17 protein-coding genes are annotated in these 16,398 nt (G+C 74.3%); 3 read left to right on the top strand and 14 right to left on the bottom strand.

Annotated features, from left to right (window positions below; genetic code table 11):
- Positions 1-130 precede the first annotated feature (130 nt).
- From ACIDOF_RS21040 to ACIDOF_RS21025, 4 genes are all read right to left on the bottom strand, one after another.
- Positions 131-1,399 (bottom strand): lipase family protein, encoded by a 1,269-nt coding sequence (locus ACIDOF_RS21040; RefSeq protein WP_409007508.1) that lies wholly within the window; start codon positions 1,397-1,399, stop codon positions 131-133.
- 102 nt (positions 1,400-1,501) lie between these two features.
- Entirely contained in the window at positions 1,502-2,632 is a 1,131-nt protein-coding gene (locus ACIDOF_RS21035; protein WP_409007507.1) for a C45 family autoproteolytic acyltransferase/hydolase, read from the bottom strand.
- Positions 2,629-4,362 (bottom strand): amidohydrolase, encoded by a 1,734-nt coding sequence (locus ACIDOF_RS21030; RefSeq protein ID WP_409007506.1) that lies wholly within the window; start codon positions 4,360-4,362, stop codon positions 2,629-2,631. The genes ACIDOF_RS21035 and ACIDOF_RS21030 overlap by 4 nt, the downstream gene beginning before the upstream one ends.
- A 45-nt stretch (positions 4,363-4,407) precedes the next feature.
- Positions 4,408-5,856: a purine-cytosine permease family protein gene (locus ACIDOF_RS21025; RefSeq protein WP_409007505.1), complete on the bottom strand. Its 1,449-nt coding sequence runs from the start codon at positions 5,854-5,856 to the stop codon at positions 4,408-4,410.
- A 145-nt stretch (positions 5,857-6,001) separates the two neighbouring features.
- Between ACIDOF_RS21025 and ACIDOF_RS21020 the strand changes: the two genes are divergently transcribed.
- Positions 6,002-6,568, top strand: a complete 567-nt coding sequence (locus ACIDOF_RS21020; RefSeq protein ID WP_409007504.1) for an SMI1/KNR4 family protein — start codon at positions 6,002-6,004, stop codon at positions 6,566-6,568.
- Between the two features lie 33 nt (positions 6,569-6,601).
- On the opposite strand, the gene ACIDOF_RS21015 is transcribed toward ACIDOF_RS21020, so the two are convergent.
- The 4 genes from ACIDOF_RS21015 to ACIDOF_RS21000 form a co-directional block, all read right to left on the bottom strand.
- Entirely contained in the window at positions 6,602-7,837 is a 1,236-nt protein-coding gene (locus tag ACIDOF_RS21015; RefSeq protein ID WP_409007503.1) for a hypothetical protein, read from the bottom strand.
- Positions 7,838-7,865: 28 nt separating this feature from the next.
- On the bottom strand, positions 7,866-8,678 hold the full coding sequence (locus ACIDOF_RS21010; protein WP_409007502.1) for a nucleotidyltransferase domain-containing protein: 813 nt from the start codon (positions 8,676-8,678) through the stop codon (positions 7,866-7,868).
- Between the two features lie 10 nt (positions 8,679-8,688).
- Positions 8,689-9,030, bottom strand: coding sequence for a hypothetical protein (locus ACIDOF_RS21005; RefSeq protein WP_409007501.1), 342 nt, complete (start codon positions 9,028-9,030; stop codon positions 8,689-8,691).
- 89 nt (positions 9,031-9,119) lie between these two features.
- Positions 9,120-10,253, bottom strand: a complete 1,134-nt coding sequence (locus tag ACIDOF_RS21000) for an aminotransferase (protein WP_409007500.1) — start codon at positions 10,251-10,253, stop codon at positions 9,120-9,122.
- A gap of 98 nt (positions 10,254-10,351) precedes the next feature.
- On the opposite strand from ACIDOF_RS21000, the gene ACIDOF_RS20995 reads away from it, so the two are divergent.
- The gene (locus ACIDOF_RS20995) at positions 10,352-10,927 is read left to right on the top strand and encodes a helix-turn-helix domain-containing protein (protein WP_409007499.1); all 576 of its coding nucleotides are present in this window, start codon (positions 10,352-10,354) and stop codon (positions 10,925-10,927) included.
- Between the two features lie 103 nt (positions 10,928-11,030).
- On the opposite strand, the gene ACIDOF_RS20990 is transcribed toward ACIDOF_RS20995, so the two are convergent.
- The 3 genes from ACIDOF_RS20990 to ACIDOF_RS20980 form a co-directional block, all read right to left on the bottom strand.
- Positions 11,031-11,279 carry an SCO4226 family nickel-binding protein gene (locus tag ACIDOF_RS20990; RefSeq protein WP_409007498.1) on the bottom strand — a complete coding sequence of 83 codons (249 nt, stop codon included), beginning with the start codon at positions 11,277-11,279 and terminating at the stop codon, positions 11,031-11,033.
- A gap of 115 nt (positions 11,280-11,394) precedes the next feature.
- The gene (locus ACIDOF_RS20985; protein ID WP_409007497.1) at positions 11,395-12,009 is read right to left on the bottom strand and encodes a hypothetical protein; all 615 of its coding nucleotides are present in this window, start codon (positions 12,007-12,009) and stop codon (positions 11,395-11,397) included.
- A 19-nt stretch (positions 12,010-12,028) separates the two neighbouring features.
- A complete protein-coding gene (locus ACIDOF_RS20980; protein ID WP_409007496.1) occupies positions 12,029-13,690 on the bottom strand; it encodes an amidohydrolase in 1,662 nt (553 codons plus the stop codon).
- A gap of 158 nt (positions 13,691-13,848) precedes the next feature.
- On the opposite strand from ACIDOF_RS20980, the gene ACIDOF_RS20975 reads away from it, so the two are divergent.
- Positions 13,849-14,451 carry a TetR family transcriptional regulator C-terminal domain-containing protein gene (locus ACIDOF_RS20975; protein ID WP_409007495.1) on the top strand — a complete coding sequence of 201 codons (603 nt, stop codon included), beginning with the start codon at positions 13,849-13,851 and terminating at the stop codon, positions 14,449-14,451.
- Positions 14,452-14,475: 24 nt separating this feature from the next.
- Here the strand turns inward: ACIDOF_RS20975 and ACIDOF_RS20970 are convergent, their stop codons facing one another.
- The 3 genes from ACIDOF_RS20970 to ACIDOF_RS20960 all read right to left on the bottom strand — a co-directional run bounded on the left by ACIDOF_RS20970 (position 14,476) and on the right by ACIDOF_RS20960 (position 16,190).
- Entirely contained in the window at positions 14,476-15,162 is a 687-nt protein-coding gene (locus ACIDOF_RS20970) for a DUF899 domain-containing protein (RefSeq protein WP_409007494.1), read from the bottom strand.
- Positions 15,163-15,224: 62 nt separating this feature from the next.
- Positions 15,225-15,815, bottom strand: coding sequence for a S1 RNA-binding domain-containing protein (locus ACIDOF_RS20965; protein ID WP_409007493.1), 591 nt, complete (start codon positions 15,813-15,815; stop codon positions 15,225-15,227).
- Between the two features lie 27 nt (positions 15,816-15,842).
- Positions 15,843-16,190 carry a hypothetical protein gene (locus tag ACIDOF_RS20960; RefSeq protein WP_409007492.1) on the bottom strand — a complete coding sequence of 116 codons (348 nt, stop codon included), beginning with the start codon at positions 16,188-16,190 and terminating at the stop codon, positions 15,843-15,845.
- Between the last annotated feature and the right edge of the window lie 208 nt (positions 16,191-16,398).

The following is a 16,398-nucleotide window of genomic DNA, read 5'->3' as shown; positions in this document are numbered from 1 at the left end:
CGGGGCTGTGAGGGGCGAGGGACGGGGGACGGGGGACGGGGGACGGGGGACGGGGGGATTGTCGGCCGAGCGCCGGAGGGGCCGGCGATCAGCCCCTCCGGCGCTCATGGAACGGACCCGCCCCGAAGACCTACGTACCGCAGTTGCCCGTGCTCGGCTGGTCCGCGAAGCGCCGGCCGAGCCATTCGAGGGCCGGGCCGTTGCCCTGGATCGCGGTGCCCACGTGGGACTGGCCGGGGAACGTCTTCCACTCCACCGCGTGTCCCTGCCCGCACCAGTCCGCGCGCAGCTTCTGGCCGACCGCGTACGGGATCGTCTCGTCCGCGTCCCCGTGGTACAGGAACACCGGCGCCGACGGCCGCACGGTCCCGATGAGCTGCTCGGCGATGGCCTGCTGCCACTCGGGGCGGTCGAGCGGGTTGGAGGTGGTGACGTCCTCGATCGTCTTGCCGCGCCCCGCCTCCAGGACGGTGCCCACGCACTCGTTGCGGACGACCTCGGCGAGCTTGCGGCCCTCGTCGTTGAGGTACGAGTCCAGCTTCAGGTCGGGCTTCGCCGCGTTCTGCCCGACGGCCGACATCAGCAGGTAGCCCGCACTGTCCCCGCCCTCGAGGGACTCGGCGACCTTCGCGAGGTCGGCCGGGACGCCCCCGCTGGCCGTGCCCTTGACCTTCAGCTCGGGCGCGTACGAGGCGGCCATCTCCGCGGCCTTGGCGCTGGCGCCGCCGCCCTGCGAGTAGCCCATGATGCCGACCGGCGCGTCCCCGCTGACCCCGAACTTCTGGGCCTCCGGGTGCCGTTGGGCCGCGCGGGCCGCGTCGAGGACGGCGCTGCCCTGGGCGGCGGCGACCATGTACGTGTGGTCGCCGGGGGTGCCGAGGCCCTCGTAGTCGGTGACGACGACGGCGTAGCCGCGGACCAGCGCGGCGTTGACGAGCGGCGCCTCCGCCGTCGTACCGCCCGGGAACCCGGCGGACGGCGCGCACTTGTCACCGAGCCCGACCGTGCCCACGGCGTACGTGATGAGCGGGCGCGGTGTGGTCTTGCCGTCGTCGGGGACGATGACCGTGCCGGTGACGGTGTTGGGCTTCCCGTCGGCGGCGGTGGAGCGGTAGCTGATCTTCCAGGCCTTGGTGGGGGTGGGCACGCCCGGCGTGTACTGGAAGGACGACGGCTCCGAGCCGAGCAGCTCCCCGGGGGCGGACTTCGCCTTGGACTTGGCCTTGGCCTTGGGATTGGCCTTGGGCTTGGACTTGGCCTCGGGCTGCTGCGCGGCCTGGGTGGCGTCGGGGGCCTCGGGTGTCGTGGCCTGCGCGGCGGCGGGCCCGGGGATGCCGAGCACCGCCGCCGCGAGGACCGCACCCGCGGCCAGTGGTCGCCTGCGTAACACTGACGTCATGCGGCTCTCCCAACTCTCCTGTGGGGATGGGGGGTTGGCAGCACCGTACTGACGCGTCAGTAATACGGATAGAGGCGTGCAGCGGACTGCGCGGTTCCACGTCTACGCCATGAGGCGCCGCCACGGCCGCTTCTCCGCGTCGACCGGCGTGCCGTCCAGGACACGGGCCGTGCGCGCGGCAGGTTCCAGGACGACGGTCGCGAGCCCGGCCCAGCGCTGCCCCTGCGGCAAAGACATGTCGGGGACACAGGTGAGGGCGGCCTCGCCCGGGCCGGACCGCAGGAACGGCACCAGCTCGTCGGGCCCTGCGGGCGGCCCGTACTCGGCCAGGCGGCGTCGGATCAGCTCGTAGCGCTCCCCCGAGTCCGGCTGGTAGAGCCAGGTCTTCTCCCGGGCGGCGGGGGTGGGCGTGAGGAAGTGGTTGGTGCGGACGAGGGTGCCGTGCTCGGGGTCCAGCGGGAAGACGCCGTCGGGGCTGAGGTCGAGCAGCACGGCCTCGTCCGGGTCGAACAGCGTGAAGGAGCCGGACGACTGCACCGGCGCGCTGCGGACGATCTCCAGCGCCTCCCGTACGCTGCCCGCCTCCTGGAGGACGACGGCGGCGAGCACGTGCATGGGCACGCCGCCGACGCCGTCCGCGCGGTGGCCGAGGATGTTGAAGTGCAGGGCGAGGCCCGCGTCGTTGACGCCGATCTTGGCGAGGATGCCGTGCTCGGTGAGGCCGACGAAGTCGTGGGCGCCGCCCCGGGATTCGAGGGTGTGCCAGTACGGGTTCAGCTCGACGTGCCAGTCCCAGGTCTGGACGCCGAACGTGCGGACCGCGCCGCTCTCGGCGTCCCGCACGCGGCGCACCAGCGTCGAGCACTCGCCGGGCGGCACGGTCGTGCTGCGGGCGAGGATCTCCGTACGGGCGTTGAGCGCGGCGATCCGCCAGGCGTCGACGCCGGCGCCGTGCGCGATGCCCTCGATCTCGGTGCGGGCGTGCGGCCGGAACGCGCCGACGGCGTCGAGGGCGCGCTCGGCGTCGTCACGCACCTGCTGCGGGGCTATGCCGCCGAGGTCGAAGAAGCGGTCGTACTCGGCGATGCCGCCGGGCAGGGTCGCGCGCAGCTGCTCACCGCGTGCGGCGCCGCGCCGGAAGGGGTCGGCGTGGTCGACGGCGACGTGCAGGCGGTCGGCGGGGCTGAAGGTGGCGGCGGGGCGGGCGTTGCTGTCGGGTGCGGGGCTGGTCACGGGCGTCCTTCGCGGGCGTGGGAGTCGTACGGGACGTGCGGGTCGGAGGTGTCGTGCGAGGGGTGCGGGTCGGAGGTGTCGTGCGGGACGTGCGGGTCGGAGTGGTACTGGACGTCGCCGCCGACGGCCGTCGCGAGGACCGGGTTGGCGGCCTGCGCCTCCGGGTCGAGGTGCAGCGGGTTCGCGGCGAGCACGGTGAAGTCGGCGAGCTGTCCGGGCGCCACCCGGCCGAGGTCGCCGGGGCGTCCGGCGGCCCGCGCGGTGGCCCGGGTCATCGCGGCGTACGCCTCCCGTGCGGTGAGCGCCTGCCCGGGCTGCACGGGCGGGGTGCCGGGCTCGTCGACGGGGCGGCGGAGCTGGGCGTCGGCGAGGGCGGTGCGCGGGTCGCCGGGTCCGATCGGCCAGTCCGAGCCGAGGGCGACGCAGGCGCCGTGGTCGAGCAGGTCACGGGTGCGCCAGCCGCGGGCGGCACGCTCGGGGCCGATCCGCCGGGACCAGTTGTCGGTCCCGTCGGCGCGGGTGTGCCGGGTGCCGTGGGCGGGCTGGAGGCTTGCGACGACGTCGAGTTCGGCGAAGCGCGGCAGCAGGTCGTCGGGGAGGGATTCGAGGTGCTCGATGCGGTGCGGGGCACGCGGCACGGCCACGGCCTTGGTCTCCGCGATCGCGTCGAGGGCGACGCGGACGGCCCGGTCGCCGATGGCGTGCGTGGCGGTGGCGATGCCGCGTGCGGCGAAGAAGTGCACGGCCCGGCGGTACGCGTCGACGTCGCGCCACAGGGCGGTGTCGTTCTCGCCGTGGCAGTCGGGCTGCTCGAACCAGGCGGTGCCGTGGTCGGCGGTGCCGTCGAGCATGAACTTCACGCCGTCGACGTACCACCGTCGGCCGCGCCTGCCCTGCAGCCGTGCCGCCCGTTCCCAGGCGGCGGGGCCGGAGTCGGCGGGGACGAGCGGGGAGCAGCGGATGCGGAGCGGGAGTTCGCCGTCGACCTCGATGCTGCGGTAGACCCGCTCGCTCGGGTCGGTGAAGTCCAGGGCGTGCAGTCCGGTGAGGCCGCAGGCGGCGAGGTGCCGGAGCTGCGTCAGGACGTACGCGGCGGCCGTGTCGTCGTCGATCTCCGGGTAGTGGGCGAAGACCAGGTCCATGGCCTGGAGTTCGAGGATGTAGCCGGTGGGGCGGCCGTCGGCGTCGACCTCGACGGACGACTTGTCGGCGAACGTCTCGCGTCCGGTGAGCCCGGCGAGTTCGACGACGCGGGGGCTGACGACGAGGGCGTGCGCGTCGACCGTCATGAGGGACACGGCCCGGCCGGGGAAGCGCTCGCCGAGGACGGCCCCGCTCGGCGTGCCGTCGAAGTGGTTCAGGTCGAGGTCGTAGCCGGTGACCCAGGCGTCGTCGGGCCGGTCTTCGAGGGCTGCGGCGACGAGGTCGAGTACGGCTTCGAGGCTGTCGGCGCCGGACAGGTCGATGCCGCTGCCGATCTCGATGGAGCCCCAGACGGGGTGGGCGTGAGCGTCGGTGAGGCCGGGCAGCAGGACGCCGTCCGGGAAGTCGTGGACGCGGGTGTCGGGCCCTTGGTGGGCGGCGGCGACCTCCTCGCCGCCGACGGCGAGGATCCGCCCGTCCCGCACGGCGACCAGCCGGGGTGCGCCGGGCAGGTCGGCGTGGTCGTCTTCGGGGTGGTCGTCCAGGTTCTCCACGTGCGCCACGCGGACGAGGACATCGGCTTGCATGAACTGCCTTCTGGGGTCGGTGGGTTGAGGGTGCGTCAGGGTGCGTCAGGCGGACGCGGGTCGGGCGCGCCGGGCGAGGAGCACGTACGCCGCCGCCGCGACGAGGAGTCCGGCCGGGACGGACAGGTTGGCGTCGCCGAGGCGGGAGGCGACGGGCCCGGCCCAGAACGTGGTGCTGACGCAGAGCAGCGCCGCGCCCGCACCGGCGACGAAGGCCGCGACGCCGGCCCGGTGCACGCCCCCTTCGTACCAGAAGGGCCCGCCGCGGCGTTCGTCGAGGAGGCGGGGGCCGTCGTAGCGGTTGCGGCGGAGGCAGATGTCGGCGACGTACACGCCGACGGCCGGGGCGGTGATCACGACGACGAGCTCCAGCATGGTGTTGACGCTGGTGAGGAAGTCGAAGACCAGCAGGGCGTACAGCGTCATGGCGGTGGCGAGGACGCCGATGACGAGGACCGCCGGGACGCGGCCGATGCGCACGCCGATGGACTGCAGCGAGAGCCCGGCGCTGTACGCGGTCAGGCCGTTGTTGCAGACGGTGTTGAGGACGACGGCGACGACGAAGACGGGCACGAACCAGCCGGGCAGGATCCCTTCGAGGGCCCGCTGCGGGTCGGTCATGTCGAGGGTGGTGGCGGCGAGCGCGCCGATCCCGGTGAACAGCACGCTCGGCACGAACGCCCCGAGCGCGGTCCACCCGGCGACGGCGAACGGCTTGCTGTCGCGCGGCAGATAGCGGGCCAGGTCCGGGCTGTTGCTGTACGAGAGCGGTGTCGACGCGACGATCGCGAAGCCGCCGGCGAGCGCGACCCACAGCTCGGCCCCGTGCAGCGCATCGGCCGGGCGGTACGACCAGTCGGCGTGCGCCAGGACGTACCCGCTGACGACGACGAAGACGACTGCGAGGACGACGCTGAGCACCGCGTAGAGGCGGACGATGGTCGCGTGCCCGTAGACGCTGACGACCAGGGTGGCCGCGGCGACGGCGCAGATGATCGCGGCGTCGAGCACGGGTGAGGCGGGCGCGCCGAGCTGTCCGGCGAGGCCGATGCCCGCGACGGAGGCGGCGGACCAGTTGAGGGCCAGGTAGGCGGCGGAGATCAGCCAGCCGGTGACGGCGACGACGGCCTTGTTGCCGACGACCCCGTACATCGCGCGGGAGATCACCGAGCCCGTGGTGCCGGCCGCCGGGCCGCTGACGGCGAGGACGCCGGTGAGGGCCCACAGCAGGTTCCCGGCGACGATCACGGTGAGGGCCTGGCCGAGGGTGAGGCCCATGAGGATCAGCGCGGCGCCGACGACCAGGCTCAGATAGCTGACGTTGGGCGCGGCCCACACGGCGAACAGCTCCCGGGGCCGGCCGTGCCGTTCGCCCTCCGGGATGTGGTCGATGCCGTGCGCTTCGAGCCGCCCGGCCCGGTCGGCGCCGACGTCCCCGGCCGGGGGCGCGGCAGGCCGGGCGTCGGCGTGGGCATCGAGGTCCGTGCTCGCCAAGGGTCCTCCCAAGAACTCCGGGCATCGACGGCGCCAGCTTTATTGGCCGCCTGCCCAATAGGGCTGATCAAACAGCGGCACCTGCCCCGCCGTCAAGAGCCGACCGCAGGCCGTCGCGGTCGCGCGGGCCGGTTACCGTCGTCGGGTGACGGAGTGGAACAGCAGCGACGTACGGGCCCGGCTGCGGGAGCTGGCCGAGCGGGACCCCGCGTGCGAGCGGTTCGGGGCGGCCACGCACCGGTACGCGCTGTCGCCCGCGCCGGCCGAGGCGGACATCGGGGCGTTCGAGGCGCGCCTCGGCGTTCAACTCCCGCCCGAGTACCGGGAGTTCGTGGCCCGGGTGGGCGACGGCCCGGCCGGTCCCGGGCACGGGTTGCTGCCGCTCGCCGTTCCGCGCCCGGAGGCGACCGAGGAGGACGGCTGGGCCGTGGACGACGAGTGGGCCACGGACCGGCTTCCCGGCCGGGCGGCGGCACGCTTCCCGCTCGACGCGCCCCTGCCCGGCCCGCAGCCGGGCCGCCGCGGCGCCGCCGCGGACGAACTCACCCCGGGCACCCTGGTGTTGGCCGACCAGGGCTGCGGGATCTACGACCGGCTGGTCCTCACGGGCCGGTACGCGGGTGAGGTGTGGCGGATCGACACGGACTGGGGCGGATTCGTGCCGCTGTCGTCGGGGTTCCGGGAGTGGTACGTGGAGTGGCTGGAGGCCTGAGCGGCCCGGGGCCGCCCGACCGGCCCGGGCCGCTCAGGGCGCCGGGCGGGCCGTCCGTGTCGTCCGCAGGTGGTGCAGCCGCTGCTCGACGGCGTCGGCCGCGCCGGAGCGCCGGCCCGGCACGTGGCGGCGCAACGCCGCGAGGAGTGCGCCGAGCTGGAGGGCGCGGCGGGGCTCCTCGACCTGCTGCCACTGGTGGTGGGCGCGGTCGACGGCGGCTTCCACGAGCGGGTCGTCCGGCGCCTCCCGCCGGGTGAGGCGGGCCTCGGCGGCGGCCATCCAGAGTTCGCAGCTGCGGGCCGCGTCGCCGTCGAGCCGCGCGAGGTCGGCCCGTACCTCCAGCCAGTGCACGGCCTGCGCCGAGCCTGCGCCGTGGGTGCGCAACGCCCGGCCCTCCCACATCGCGGCGAGCGTGGCCGCCTCGCTGTGCCGGCCGGCGTGCGCGGCGGCGAGGATCGCGGGCAGCGGGTCCTCCTCCCCCGCCGCCGGGGGCGCTGCGGGAGCGGCGTACGGCGGCACGTCCGGGCGGGGCGGCGGGACGACGGCGCTCGCCGGGGCGCCCCCCTCGGCGGCGAGCAGCAGCGACTCCCCGAACTCCCCCTGGTTCACGATCTGTTCGTGCAGCTGCCCGAGCGGCGCACGGCTGCCGCTGCGCCACAGCGCGGCGAGCGCCTTCAGGTAGGCGGGCTGCGCGAGCCGGCGCCGGGGCGGCGGCGGGGCGACCCGCCCGTACATCCGCACACCGGGAAGGCCCAGCCCGTACGGGGGAACTCCGGCCGGGAGGCCCTCCCCCGCCCGGAGTTGCTCCCACGCCCCGGCACCGGCGACCAGGTCGGCGACGACCGTCGTCCCCCCGGGCGCACGCACGGCGAGTTCGGTCTCCAGCCAGTGCCAGGGCAGGGCCGTGTACCGCACGGTGGCCGGGGTCGTGCGGGCGAGCGCGAGGTGGAGCCGGTGCTGTTTGCCGTCGACGTGCAGCTGCCCGGCGAGCAGGACGGTGAGCGGCCCGGGTGCGGCGGCCGCGGCCCGGATGCGGGTGAGGACGGTCTGCGGGTCGGCGGGGTCGGCGAGTTCGACGACGGTCGCGGCCTCGGTGCCCGTCAGCGTGCTCGGCGGCACGGCGGCGAGCGCGGGCAGCACGCCCGCCGCGTCGACCAGCGCGCTCTTGCCGACGGGGGCCGCCGCGAGCAGCAGCGCGGTCCCCGGTCCCGTCCCCCGTGCTGTTCCCGGCGCCATGTCCTCCCCCGTGATCGGCCCTGTGATCGGCACATCAGCACCGTATCCCGTATTTCCGGTGCTAATGCCTGGATTTGCGGGTCTCGCCGGTCCCGCTCCTCCGATACCCGGCCCAGAGTCGGCCTCCGGCCTCGTCGAGCACCTCGTCGACGAGGCGGGTGAGCCGGGCCGTGCCGCCGTCGTCTCCGGTGAGCGCGGCCCGTACCGCCGCTTCGAGTCGGCCGGGCAGCGCGGGGCGGATGGCGGCCAGGCGGCGGGGCAGCCACTTGCCGCCGCCCAGCCAGGCGCCGTCGAGCAGCAGAGCCAACTCGGCCGTGGCGCCGGCGATGTGCGTGACGACGAAGAGGCGTTCGGCGGGCGGCGGGTCGCCTTCGAGGTCGTCGAGCAGGTCGGTGAGGGCGTAGCGGCGGTCGTCCAGCTCCTGGCGAGTGGCGCGGGGCGGCCCGGCGGCGGCCAACTCCTGCGCCCGGGCGGCGATTTCGGCGCCGGTGCCGTCGGCGTCGAGGATCGGCGTGCCGTCGGCGCACATGAACAGGAGGGCCGAGCGGCGCTGGGCGATCTCCCGGGTCGTGTAGTCCCGCCAGGTGTCGACGGTGTGCACGAACAGCTCGACCGGCCAGCCCTCGTGCAGCAGGCTCTCCCGGTACGGGGCGGGCGGGCCGTCGAGGAGCACGACGACGTCCAGGTCCGAGCGGGCGGTGCGCCGTTCGGTCAGGACGCTGCCGGCGAGGAACGCGGCACGCGCGTCGGGGTGCCGCTCGGCGACGACGGCACGGGCGGCCGTGCGGGGGTCGGGTCGGCGGCCGGAGGGAGACTCGGCGCCGGAGAGCGGCCCGGCGTCGGAGAGAGGGGCGGTGAGCTGCGGTTCCTGCATGCGCTCACTTTCACACCCCGGCCGTACCGCCGTCACCCTCCGGGCCGTCCTGCCCGTCGGCGTCGAGCACGTCCACGTACAGCGTTCCGGTCCATTCCACCTCGTCGTAGTGCGTGACGTCCGGGTCGTGCTCGGCGGCGGGGCGGTCGGTGAGGTCGAGGGTGATGGCGGTGGGGGTGTCCGTGCAGCGGTCGAGGTAGTCGGCCATGGCGCGCAGGACGACGCTCGCGTCCTGGTGGGCGAACTCGACCCAGAGCCGCGATCCCATCCGGGCGCCCAGGCCTCCGGCTGCGTGACGGTCGAGCGCGGCGGCGGCCGCGCTGGTCATGGACTGCGGTACATCGGTCATCATGCCGTCACGCTGTCCAGGCCCGTCACCCTTTATCCGCACCCTCACCGGTTCGGAGGAGCCGAGCGCCCGACGGCCGGATGCCCCGGCCCTCAACCCCCGTCCGCCGCCTGCCCGTCGAGGAACTTCCCGACCGACTCGAGCCCCGTACGGAGCGTCTCCGGGTCGTCGGCGAAGCCGATGCGGACGGTGTGCTCGATGTCGAAGGCCGCGCCGGGGGTGAACATCACGCCGGTCCGCTCCAGGAGCCGGGTGCAGAACTCGTAGGAGCCGAGGGGCAGTCGGTAGCGGAGCAGCGCGGTCGTGCCGGAGGCGGGCCGGACGTACGAGACGTCGTCGCGGCCCTCGACCCAGGCGTCCAGGACGGCGAGGTTGGCGCGGGTGAGGGCGTGGGCGCGGGCGAGGATCGCGTCCTTGTGCTCCAGGGCGAGGCAGGCGAGGAGGTCGTCGACGCGGCCGACGCTGATGGTGGTGTAGTCGCGGTGCGTGGCGACGGCTTCGAGGAGCTCGGCGGGGCCGGTGATCCAGCCGAGGCGCAGCCCTGCCAGGGAGTAGGGCTTGGACATGCCGCCGGTGGAGATGCCGCGCTCGTACAGGTCGGCGACGGAGGCGGTGAAGCCGTCGCCGGTCTGGTCGGTGCCCCGGTAGACCTCGTCGCAGAGCAGCCAGGCGCCGGCGCGGCGGGCGATGTCGGCGATCCGGCGGAGCCCGGCCTCGTCGATGAGCGCGCCGGTCGGGTTGTTGGGGTTGTTGACGGCGATGAGCTTGGTCTCGTCGGTGACGAGCCGGTCGAGCGCGTCGAGGTCGGGCAGCCAGCCGTCGGCCTCGCGCAGCGGCAGCAGGTCGACGCGGGCGCCGATGCTGTCGGGGATGGAGTAGTGCTGCTGATACGTGGGGACGACGGCGACGACGTGGTCGCCGGGCTCGACGAGGGTGGCGTGCACGAGCGCGTTGGCGCCGACCGCGCCGTGCGTGATCAGCACGTTGTCCGGCCCCTGGTCCGCGTAGAGCCCGGCGACGAGGGCGCGCAGGCGGGGGCTGCCGGGGATGGGGCCGTAGGTGAGCGGGAGCGCTTCGAGTTCGGCGTGGAACTCGGCGCGGCGGCCGGTCAGGTCGAGCAGCTCGCCGACGGTCAGGGACCGGACGCAGGTCTCGGCGAGGTTGTACCGGCAGGTCTCCTCGTATTGGTTCATCCACTGCTCGACCGCGAACGGGCGGATCTTCACGTCGGCTGTCCCTCCGTCGTACGACACACTCAGGTATGCGCAATATATTGCTCACTCGGCGTACGGGGCAATGATCTTGCGCACTAAACTGCTCAGCCATGAGCATCGGGTCCGGCGGCGACAGCCACGCCACGCAGCAGTTCGTCACCCGTATCGGCGACCGCATCCGCGCCCTGCGCAAGGAGCGCGCCTGGAGCGTGCAGCGCCTCGCGGACGCGGCGGGGATCAGCCGCCGGATGCTCACGGACGTCGAGCTGGGCCAGGCCAACCCGAGCCTCGCGACCGTCGACCGGATCGCCCGCGCCCTCGACACCGACTTCGCCGCGCTCGCCCTGCCGGCGGCCGACCCGGCGGGCCCGAAGGTCGAGGGGACGGTCGTCTGGGAGGCGGTCGACGGCAGCCGGGCCCTGCTCCTCGGTGCGACCCGGCAGCCGCGCGCGGAGCTGTGGCGCTGGACGCTGGCGCCCGGCGGGCGGTACGACGCCGAGCCGGACCGGGCGGGCGCGCAGGAGATCCACCACGTCCTGGCGGGCCGGCTCACGCTGGTCCTCGCGACGGGGCCGCAGGTCGTCGCGGCCGGGCAGAGCGCGGTCATCGCCAGCGACCAGGACTACGCGTACCGCAACGACGGCTCGGAACCGGCGGTGTTCATGCGGGTGGTCACGGGGGCGTGAGCGGCGGCCCGCCCACCGCACGGGCACGGGCACGGCCACCCGGGTGTGCTCCCGGATGGCCGTCGGTGGTCGGGGCCTGTTCCCGTGCTCGCGCCGGGCGCGCTCACACGGTGAGCGGGACCGGGTGGATCTCGTCGGCCTTGTGACCGGCACGTTCGTGCACGCGCTGGACCGCTTCGGCCGAGGGGCCCTCGGAGAGGCAGTAGACCGTGCCCGAGCTGGGGTCGGCCCAGGCCTTCTCGAAGTGGACGCCCTCTTCCTTCTCGATGGCGAGGTCGGCCTGGTGGGCCGCCTTCAGCTGGTCGGCCGTGAGGCCCTGCATGCCGTGGTGGACGTCCATGAACTGCGCCATGGATCACACACCTCCCTTCGACGCACGCGTCCCGGCACCGGCCGTGCCGGATCCGCCTGGCGGCGTCCCTTCCATCGTCCTCCCGACCGCCCCGGGGCGGCGAGCGCACAGCGGGCTACCCGGCGTCTTCCGGCTCCGGCGGGATGCGCACGTCGAGGAGTACGGCCGTTCCTCCGGCCTCGCGGGTCTCGTAGAGGGTGATCTCCTGGCCGGGCCGCAGGTGCCGCCAGCGGGCGGGGGCGAGGGGGGCCAGGCGGACCGTGGCCCGCCCGCCCGGGGGCAGGGACGGCACGTTCTCGATCCACAGTGCGGCGATGTCGAGCACCGGCTCACCGTCGTCGGTCCGCCGCCCCGTGTCCCACATCGGGCGCAGAACTCCCGCCCCCGGCACGTGAGTTCGCCGCCGGGAGCCTGCGTCGAGCGTGAGGTCGGCCCGTACTGTCCCGTGCCGTGCCTCGCCCGCGCGCCAGTGGCACCAGGCCGTGCTGCGCGGCAGGCGCAGCTGCTCGGCGGCGGTGGCGAGGTCGCGCCAGAAGGCGTACGGGAGCGGGGGCGCGGCGGCGAGTTCCTCCAGGAGTCCGAGCGCCTCGTCCCACGCGTCGTCGCGCAGCGGCTCCCACACGTCGGACAGCGTGAGGTCCCCGGCCCCGGCCTGCTCCTCGGGCACGACGAGTCCGGCGCCGTGCAGGAGGTCGGCCAGGTCCGGGGGCGTGCTGCGGGAGGGGTTCACCGTCCCGATTCTGTCGTCCTCAGCGGGCGTGCACGACCTCCCCGGCCACGACGACGGTCTCCGCGACCGTGCCGGGGATGTCCTCGGCCGGCACGCGCAGGATGTCGCGGGACAGGACGACGAAGTCCGCCGCCTTGCCGACGGTCAGCGAACCCCGTTCGTGCTCGAGGAAGTTGGCGTACGCGGAGCCCATCGTGTAGCCGTGCACGGCCGTCTCGACGTCGACGGTCTCCTCCGGCATCCACGGCTCGCCGCCGGTGAGCGGGCGGCGCGTGACGGCGGTGTAGATGCCGGTCATCGGGTCCATCTCGGCGACGTTCCAGTCGCTGGAGAACGCGAGCCGGGCGCCCGCCGCGTGCAGGCTGCGCATCGGCCAGGCCTTGGTCCACCGCTCGGGCCCGACGTTCTCCGCCCAGTCCTTGCCGGGCCCGGCGACGTCCGGGGCGCAGTGCCGCGGCTGCATGCAAGCGACCACGCCGAGCTCGGCGAACCGGGCGGTGTCGGCGGGGTCGAGGCATTCGACGTGCACGATCTGGTGGCGGGAGTCCCGCTCCCCGTTGACCCGGCGGGCGTGTGCGAAGGCGTCGAGGGCGACGCGGATGCCCCGGTCGCCGGTGGCGTGCACGAAGCACTGGAAGCCGCGCGCGTCCAGGCGGGCCAGCAGCTCGGCGAACTCCTCGGGCGGGTAGTACGTGTCCCCGCGGTGGTGGCGGCAGCCCGCGTACGGTTCGAGGAGTGCGGCGGTGCGCGGCTCCACCACGTCGTCGATGTACAGCTTGAGCGGGCCGACGCGCAGCCGGTCGTCCGCGTACTGCCGGGCCGCCGCGGCGAAGTCGTCCAGGTCGGCGGCGGTCGTGCCGCGCGGGTGGAACAGGGCGGCGACGAGGCGCGAGGCGAGCCGCCCCTCGGCGCGGGCCCGCTCGAACAGGGCGAGGTCGTCGAGGGAGTTCTGCGGTTCGACGACCGTGGTGATGCCGTAACCGATCGCGTCGTCCAGGGACTTGACGAGCCGTCGGTACTGCCGCTCGACGGAGGCCCAGGGCACGCCGAGCTTCTGCAGGGCCCGGTGCCCGTCGCGGGAGAGGCCCTTCACGGCGAAGTCCTTGACGAGGCCGGTGGGTCGGCCGGTCTCCGGGTCCGTGTGCGCGGTACCGAAGGGCAGGTCCGTGCGGTCGCCGTCGATGCCGAGGCGGCGCAGGGCGGCGGTGTTGAGCCAGGCGGTGTGGACGTCGTAGCTGAGGACGAAGGCCGGGGTGTCGCCGGTGACCGGGTCGAGGTCGGCGGCGGTGGGGAGCCTGCCGCCGCCGAGGGCCGCGTAGTCGAAGGCCTCGCCCTCGATCCACTCGGCGTCGGGGTGGGCCGCGCGCCAGGCGGTGAGCCGCGCGTGCACCTCGTCGAGGGTGTCGGCGCCCGCGAGTTGGGCGCTGGCGTCGTCGGAGCCGAGCCGCACGTGGTTGTGGGCGTCGATGAACCCGGGCAGGACCAGCTTGCCCGCCGCGTCGAGCACGCGGGTGCCGGGCCCGGTCCACGCGCCTGCGTCCGCGTCGTCCCCGAGCCAGACGATCCGCCCGTCGGCCACGGCCATGGCCTGCGCCTCGGGCAGTGCCGGGTCGACGGTGTGGACACGGGCTCCGCGCACGACGAGATCGGCGGGGCGGGGCGCGGCGGCGGTGCTCTCCATCGGTGAACCTCTCCGGAATCCTGAACATCCTTGAACGCTGTTCAAACTTATGGAACGCCATTCAAGATGGAGGGCGCGACCGCGCACGTCAAGACCCGGCGCGGCGCCGATAAGGTCGACGGACAGAGACGTTGGTCGTACGGCAGGAGGGACCCCCGGTGTCGGTGCGGGCGCGGGAGCGGGACGGGCGGCCGTCGCCGGAGCGGATGCTGGCGGAGGTCGTGGCGGCCGTGGCCGAACACGGCCTGGCGGAGCTGACGATGGCGTCGCTCGGCCGCCGCCTGGGGATGAGCGGCGGCCACATCCTGTACTACTTCGGCAGCAAGGACCGGATCTTCCTGGAGGCGCTGCGCTGGAGCGAGGGCCGTCTCGCGGAGGAGCGGCGCGCGCTGCTGGCCCGCCGGGTTCCGGCCGACCGGAAGCTGGACCGGTTCCTGGAGCTGTATCTGCCGGTGGGGCCGCGTGATCCGCGGTGGATGCTCTGGGTCGAGCTGTGGGCGCGCACGACGGCGGACACGTCGTTGCGCGAGGCGCAGGACGAGCTGGACGCGGGCTGGCAGGACGACCTGGCGGCCCTGCTCGAACGCGGAGTCCGCCAGGGCCGCTTCGCGGCGCACGACCCTGCGGCGGTGTCCACCCAACTCCTCGCACTGCTCGACGGGTTGAGCACACGCGTGGTCCTCGGCCTGCGCGGCGCGGACCACGACTCGGCCCTCGCCTCCGCACGGGAGGCGGCCCGCGCCCTGGTCCCGCGGGTCTGATCCGACGTCAGGCGGCGGGCGCGCTCACGCCTCGGTGCCGTACCACGCGGCGATCTCCTTGGAGCTGGGCCAGCGGCTGTACGTCGGGGACTGGGGCCAGCCGTCGGGGACGTCCTGCCACTCCTCCTGACGGCCGTACGGCAGCGTGTCGATCAGGGCGAAGGTGTGGCTGAGCTGCTCGGTGCCGCGGCCGTTGGTGTGCCAGGTGCGGTAGACGGTGTCGCCGTCGCGCAGGAACACGTTGATCGCGAAGCCGCCGCCGGGAGGCGCGCCCACGTCGGAGCCGAAGGGGCTGTCGGCGGTCGAGTACCAGGGCAGTTCGTTGCCGACGCGGCGCTTGTACGCGAGGGCCTCGTCGATCGGGCCCTGGGTGACGATCACGAAGCGGGCGTCGTACGCGGCGAGGAACTCCTGCCGGGTGAACTGGGAGGTGAAGCCGGTGCAGCCCGGGCACTGCCACTCCTTGTCCGGGAACCACATGTGGTTGTAGACGATCAGCTGGGACTTGTCCCCGAAGATCTCGGCGAGCTTCACCGGGCCCTCCTCGCCCCGCAGGGTGTAGTCGGGCATCTCGACCATGGGGAGCCGGCGCCGCTGGGCGGCGATCGCGTCGAGCTCCCGGGTCGCGGCCTTCTCCCTGGCCCGCAGCGCGTCCAGCTCCCGCTGCCAGGTCTCGGCGTCGACGACGGTGGGCAGTGCCTTGCCAGTCATGGGGTTCCTCCGGGGCGGCGCTCGCTCGGTCCGGGCCCGGCCGCCGGTGCGCGGAGCGGGCCTCAGGGGGTAGACCGCCCGGGCGCCCGGAACTCATCGGCGGCGGCCCACCGGGTGAGCAGCACCCTGCGCCGGTCCCGGTCGACGTGGCCGACGACGACCGGCGCGACGTCCCCGGCCCTGAGCGCGGCCAGCTCCCCGTCCGCGTACTCCGCGCGCGGCACCAGCCCGACGACGCCGTCCCCGACCTCGACGAACACCCCGATCTTCGCCACCTTGTCGACGGTCCCGTGCAGCACCCGGCCGGGTTCGGCGCGTTCGGCGCGGTACGCGAAGGCGCGGAACGGGTCGGGCAGGAGGGCGCGGAGGGAGAGCCTCGCCTCGGCGTTGTGGGTGTCGAACTGCAGGAAGGCGCACGTCACCTGCTGTCCGACGGCGACGACGTCGGTGAGCGCGGTGAGGTGCCGCCAGGACAGTTCGGGGACGGTGATGAAGCCGACGCCGGGGAACACCGGGTGGCGAGGGCCGTCGTCCAGGTTCACGAAGACCCCGTACCGTTCGATCGCGGCGACCGTGCCGGTCAGGATGTCGCCGTACTGCAGCGATCCGAGCCACGCCCACAGTTCGGGGCTCCGCGCCTGCCAGTCCGCCATGGCGCCACCCTGGCATGCGGCTTCGGCTCAGCTGTACCGGGGGTGGATGTGGTCGAGGACCGCGCCGAGGGCGTCGTTGATGTCGTGCAGGCGGGCCGCGACCTCGGTGCGGCGGCCGGAGGTGCGGGGGTCGGTGCTCGCGTGGGCGGCCCAGTACTCGACGATGCGGCCGAGGACGCCGCGCCGGTAGCGGGTGCGGACCATGTGACCTACGGGCAGCACCCCTTGGCCGTCCTCCCGCGCGGGCTGCCAGCACACCTGGATCACCGTCTGGTGCGGCGGGTCGGCGGGGGCGGGCTCGGGCGTGCGGAGGAAGAGGTTGCGGCTCTCCAGCCTCCGCAGCAGCCGCGGCGCGACGTCGTCGAGGTCACTCATGGTCGTCCTCCGCTGTCGGCGGGACAACAGCACTTCCTCGCAGTGTGCGGTTCCCGCCACGCCGCGGCCGACCCGTCGGCCGACAACTGGCCAGTTCGGGCACGGCAGTTGACCGGATCCCGCCCCGGCCGCCCGTTCCTGCACAAACCTCTCCGGAAAGGGTCCTCTAGGCTTCGGTTGCGGCGCACATCGTGTCGCAACCGTCCCA

The organism is Streptomyces sp. Da 82-17 (assembly GCF_046098215.1).
Taxonomy (GTDB): domain Bacteria; phylum Actinomycetota; class Actinomycetes; order Streptomycetales; family Streptomycetaceae; genus Streptomyces.
This window is presented reverse-complemented; position numbering and strand designations above follow the sequence as displayed.

What these genes read in the sequence shown, in the direction of transcription:
- ACIDOF_RS20980 (WP_409007496.1), bottom strand. Translation starts at nt 13,690, where the DNA reads ATGGAGAGCACCGCCGCCGCGCCCCGCCCCGCCGATCTCGTCGTGCGC.
- ACIDOF_RS21010 (WP_409007502.1), bottom strand. Translation starts at nt 8,678, where the DNA reads ATGCAGGAACCGCAGCTCACCGCCCCTCTCTCCGACGCCGGGCCGCTC.
- ACIDOF_RS21005 (WP_409007501.1), bottom strand. Translation starts at nt 9,030, where the DNA reads ATGATGACCGATGTACCGCAGTCCATGACCAGCGCGGCCGCCGCCGCG.
- ACIDOF_RS20995 (WP_409007499.1), top strand. Translation starts at nt 10,352, where the DNA reads ATGAGCATCGGGTCCGGCGGCGACAGCCACGCCACGCAGCAGTTCGTC.
- ACIDOF_RS20965 (WP_409007493.1), bottom strand. Translation starts at nt 15,815, where the DNA reads ATGGCGGACTGGCAGGCGCGGAGCCCCGAACTGTGGGCGTGGCTCGGA.
- ACIDOF_RS21040 (WP_409007508.1), bottom strand. Translation starts at nt 1,399, where the DNA reads ATGACGTCAGTGTTACGCAGGCGACCACTGGCCGCGGGTGCGGTCCTC.
- ACIDOF_RS21030 (WP_409007506.1), bottom strand. Translation starts at nt 4,362, where the DNA reads ATGCAAGCCGATGTCCTCGTCCGCGTGGCGCACGTGGAGAACCTGGAC.
- ACIDOF_RS20970 (WP_409007494.1), bottom strand. Translation starts at nt 15,162, where the DNA reads ATGACTGGCAAGGCACTGCCCACCGTCGTCGACGCCGAGACCTGGCAG.
- ACIDOF_RS20960 (WP_409007492.1), bottom strand. Translation starts at nt 16,190, where the DNA reads ATGAGTGACCTCGACGACGTCGCGCCGCGGCTGCTGCGGAGGCTGGAG.
- ACIDOF_RS20990 (WP_409007498.1), bottom strand. Translation starts at nt 11,279, where the DNA reads ATGGCGCAGTTCATGGACGTCCACCACGGCATGCAGGGCCTCACGGCC.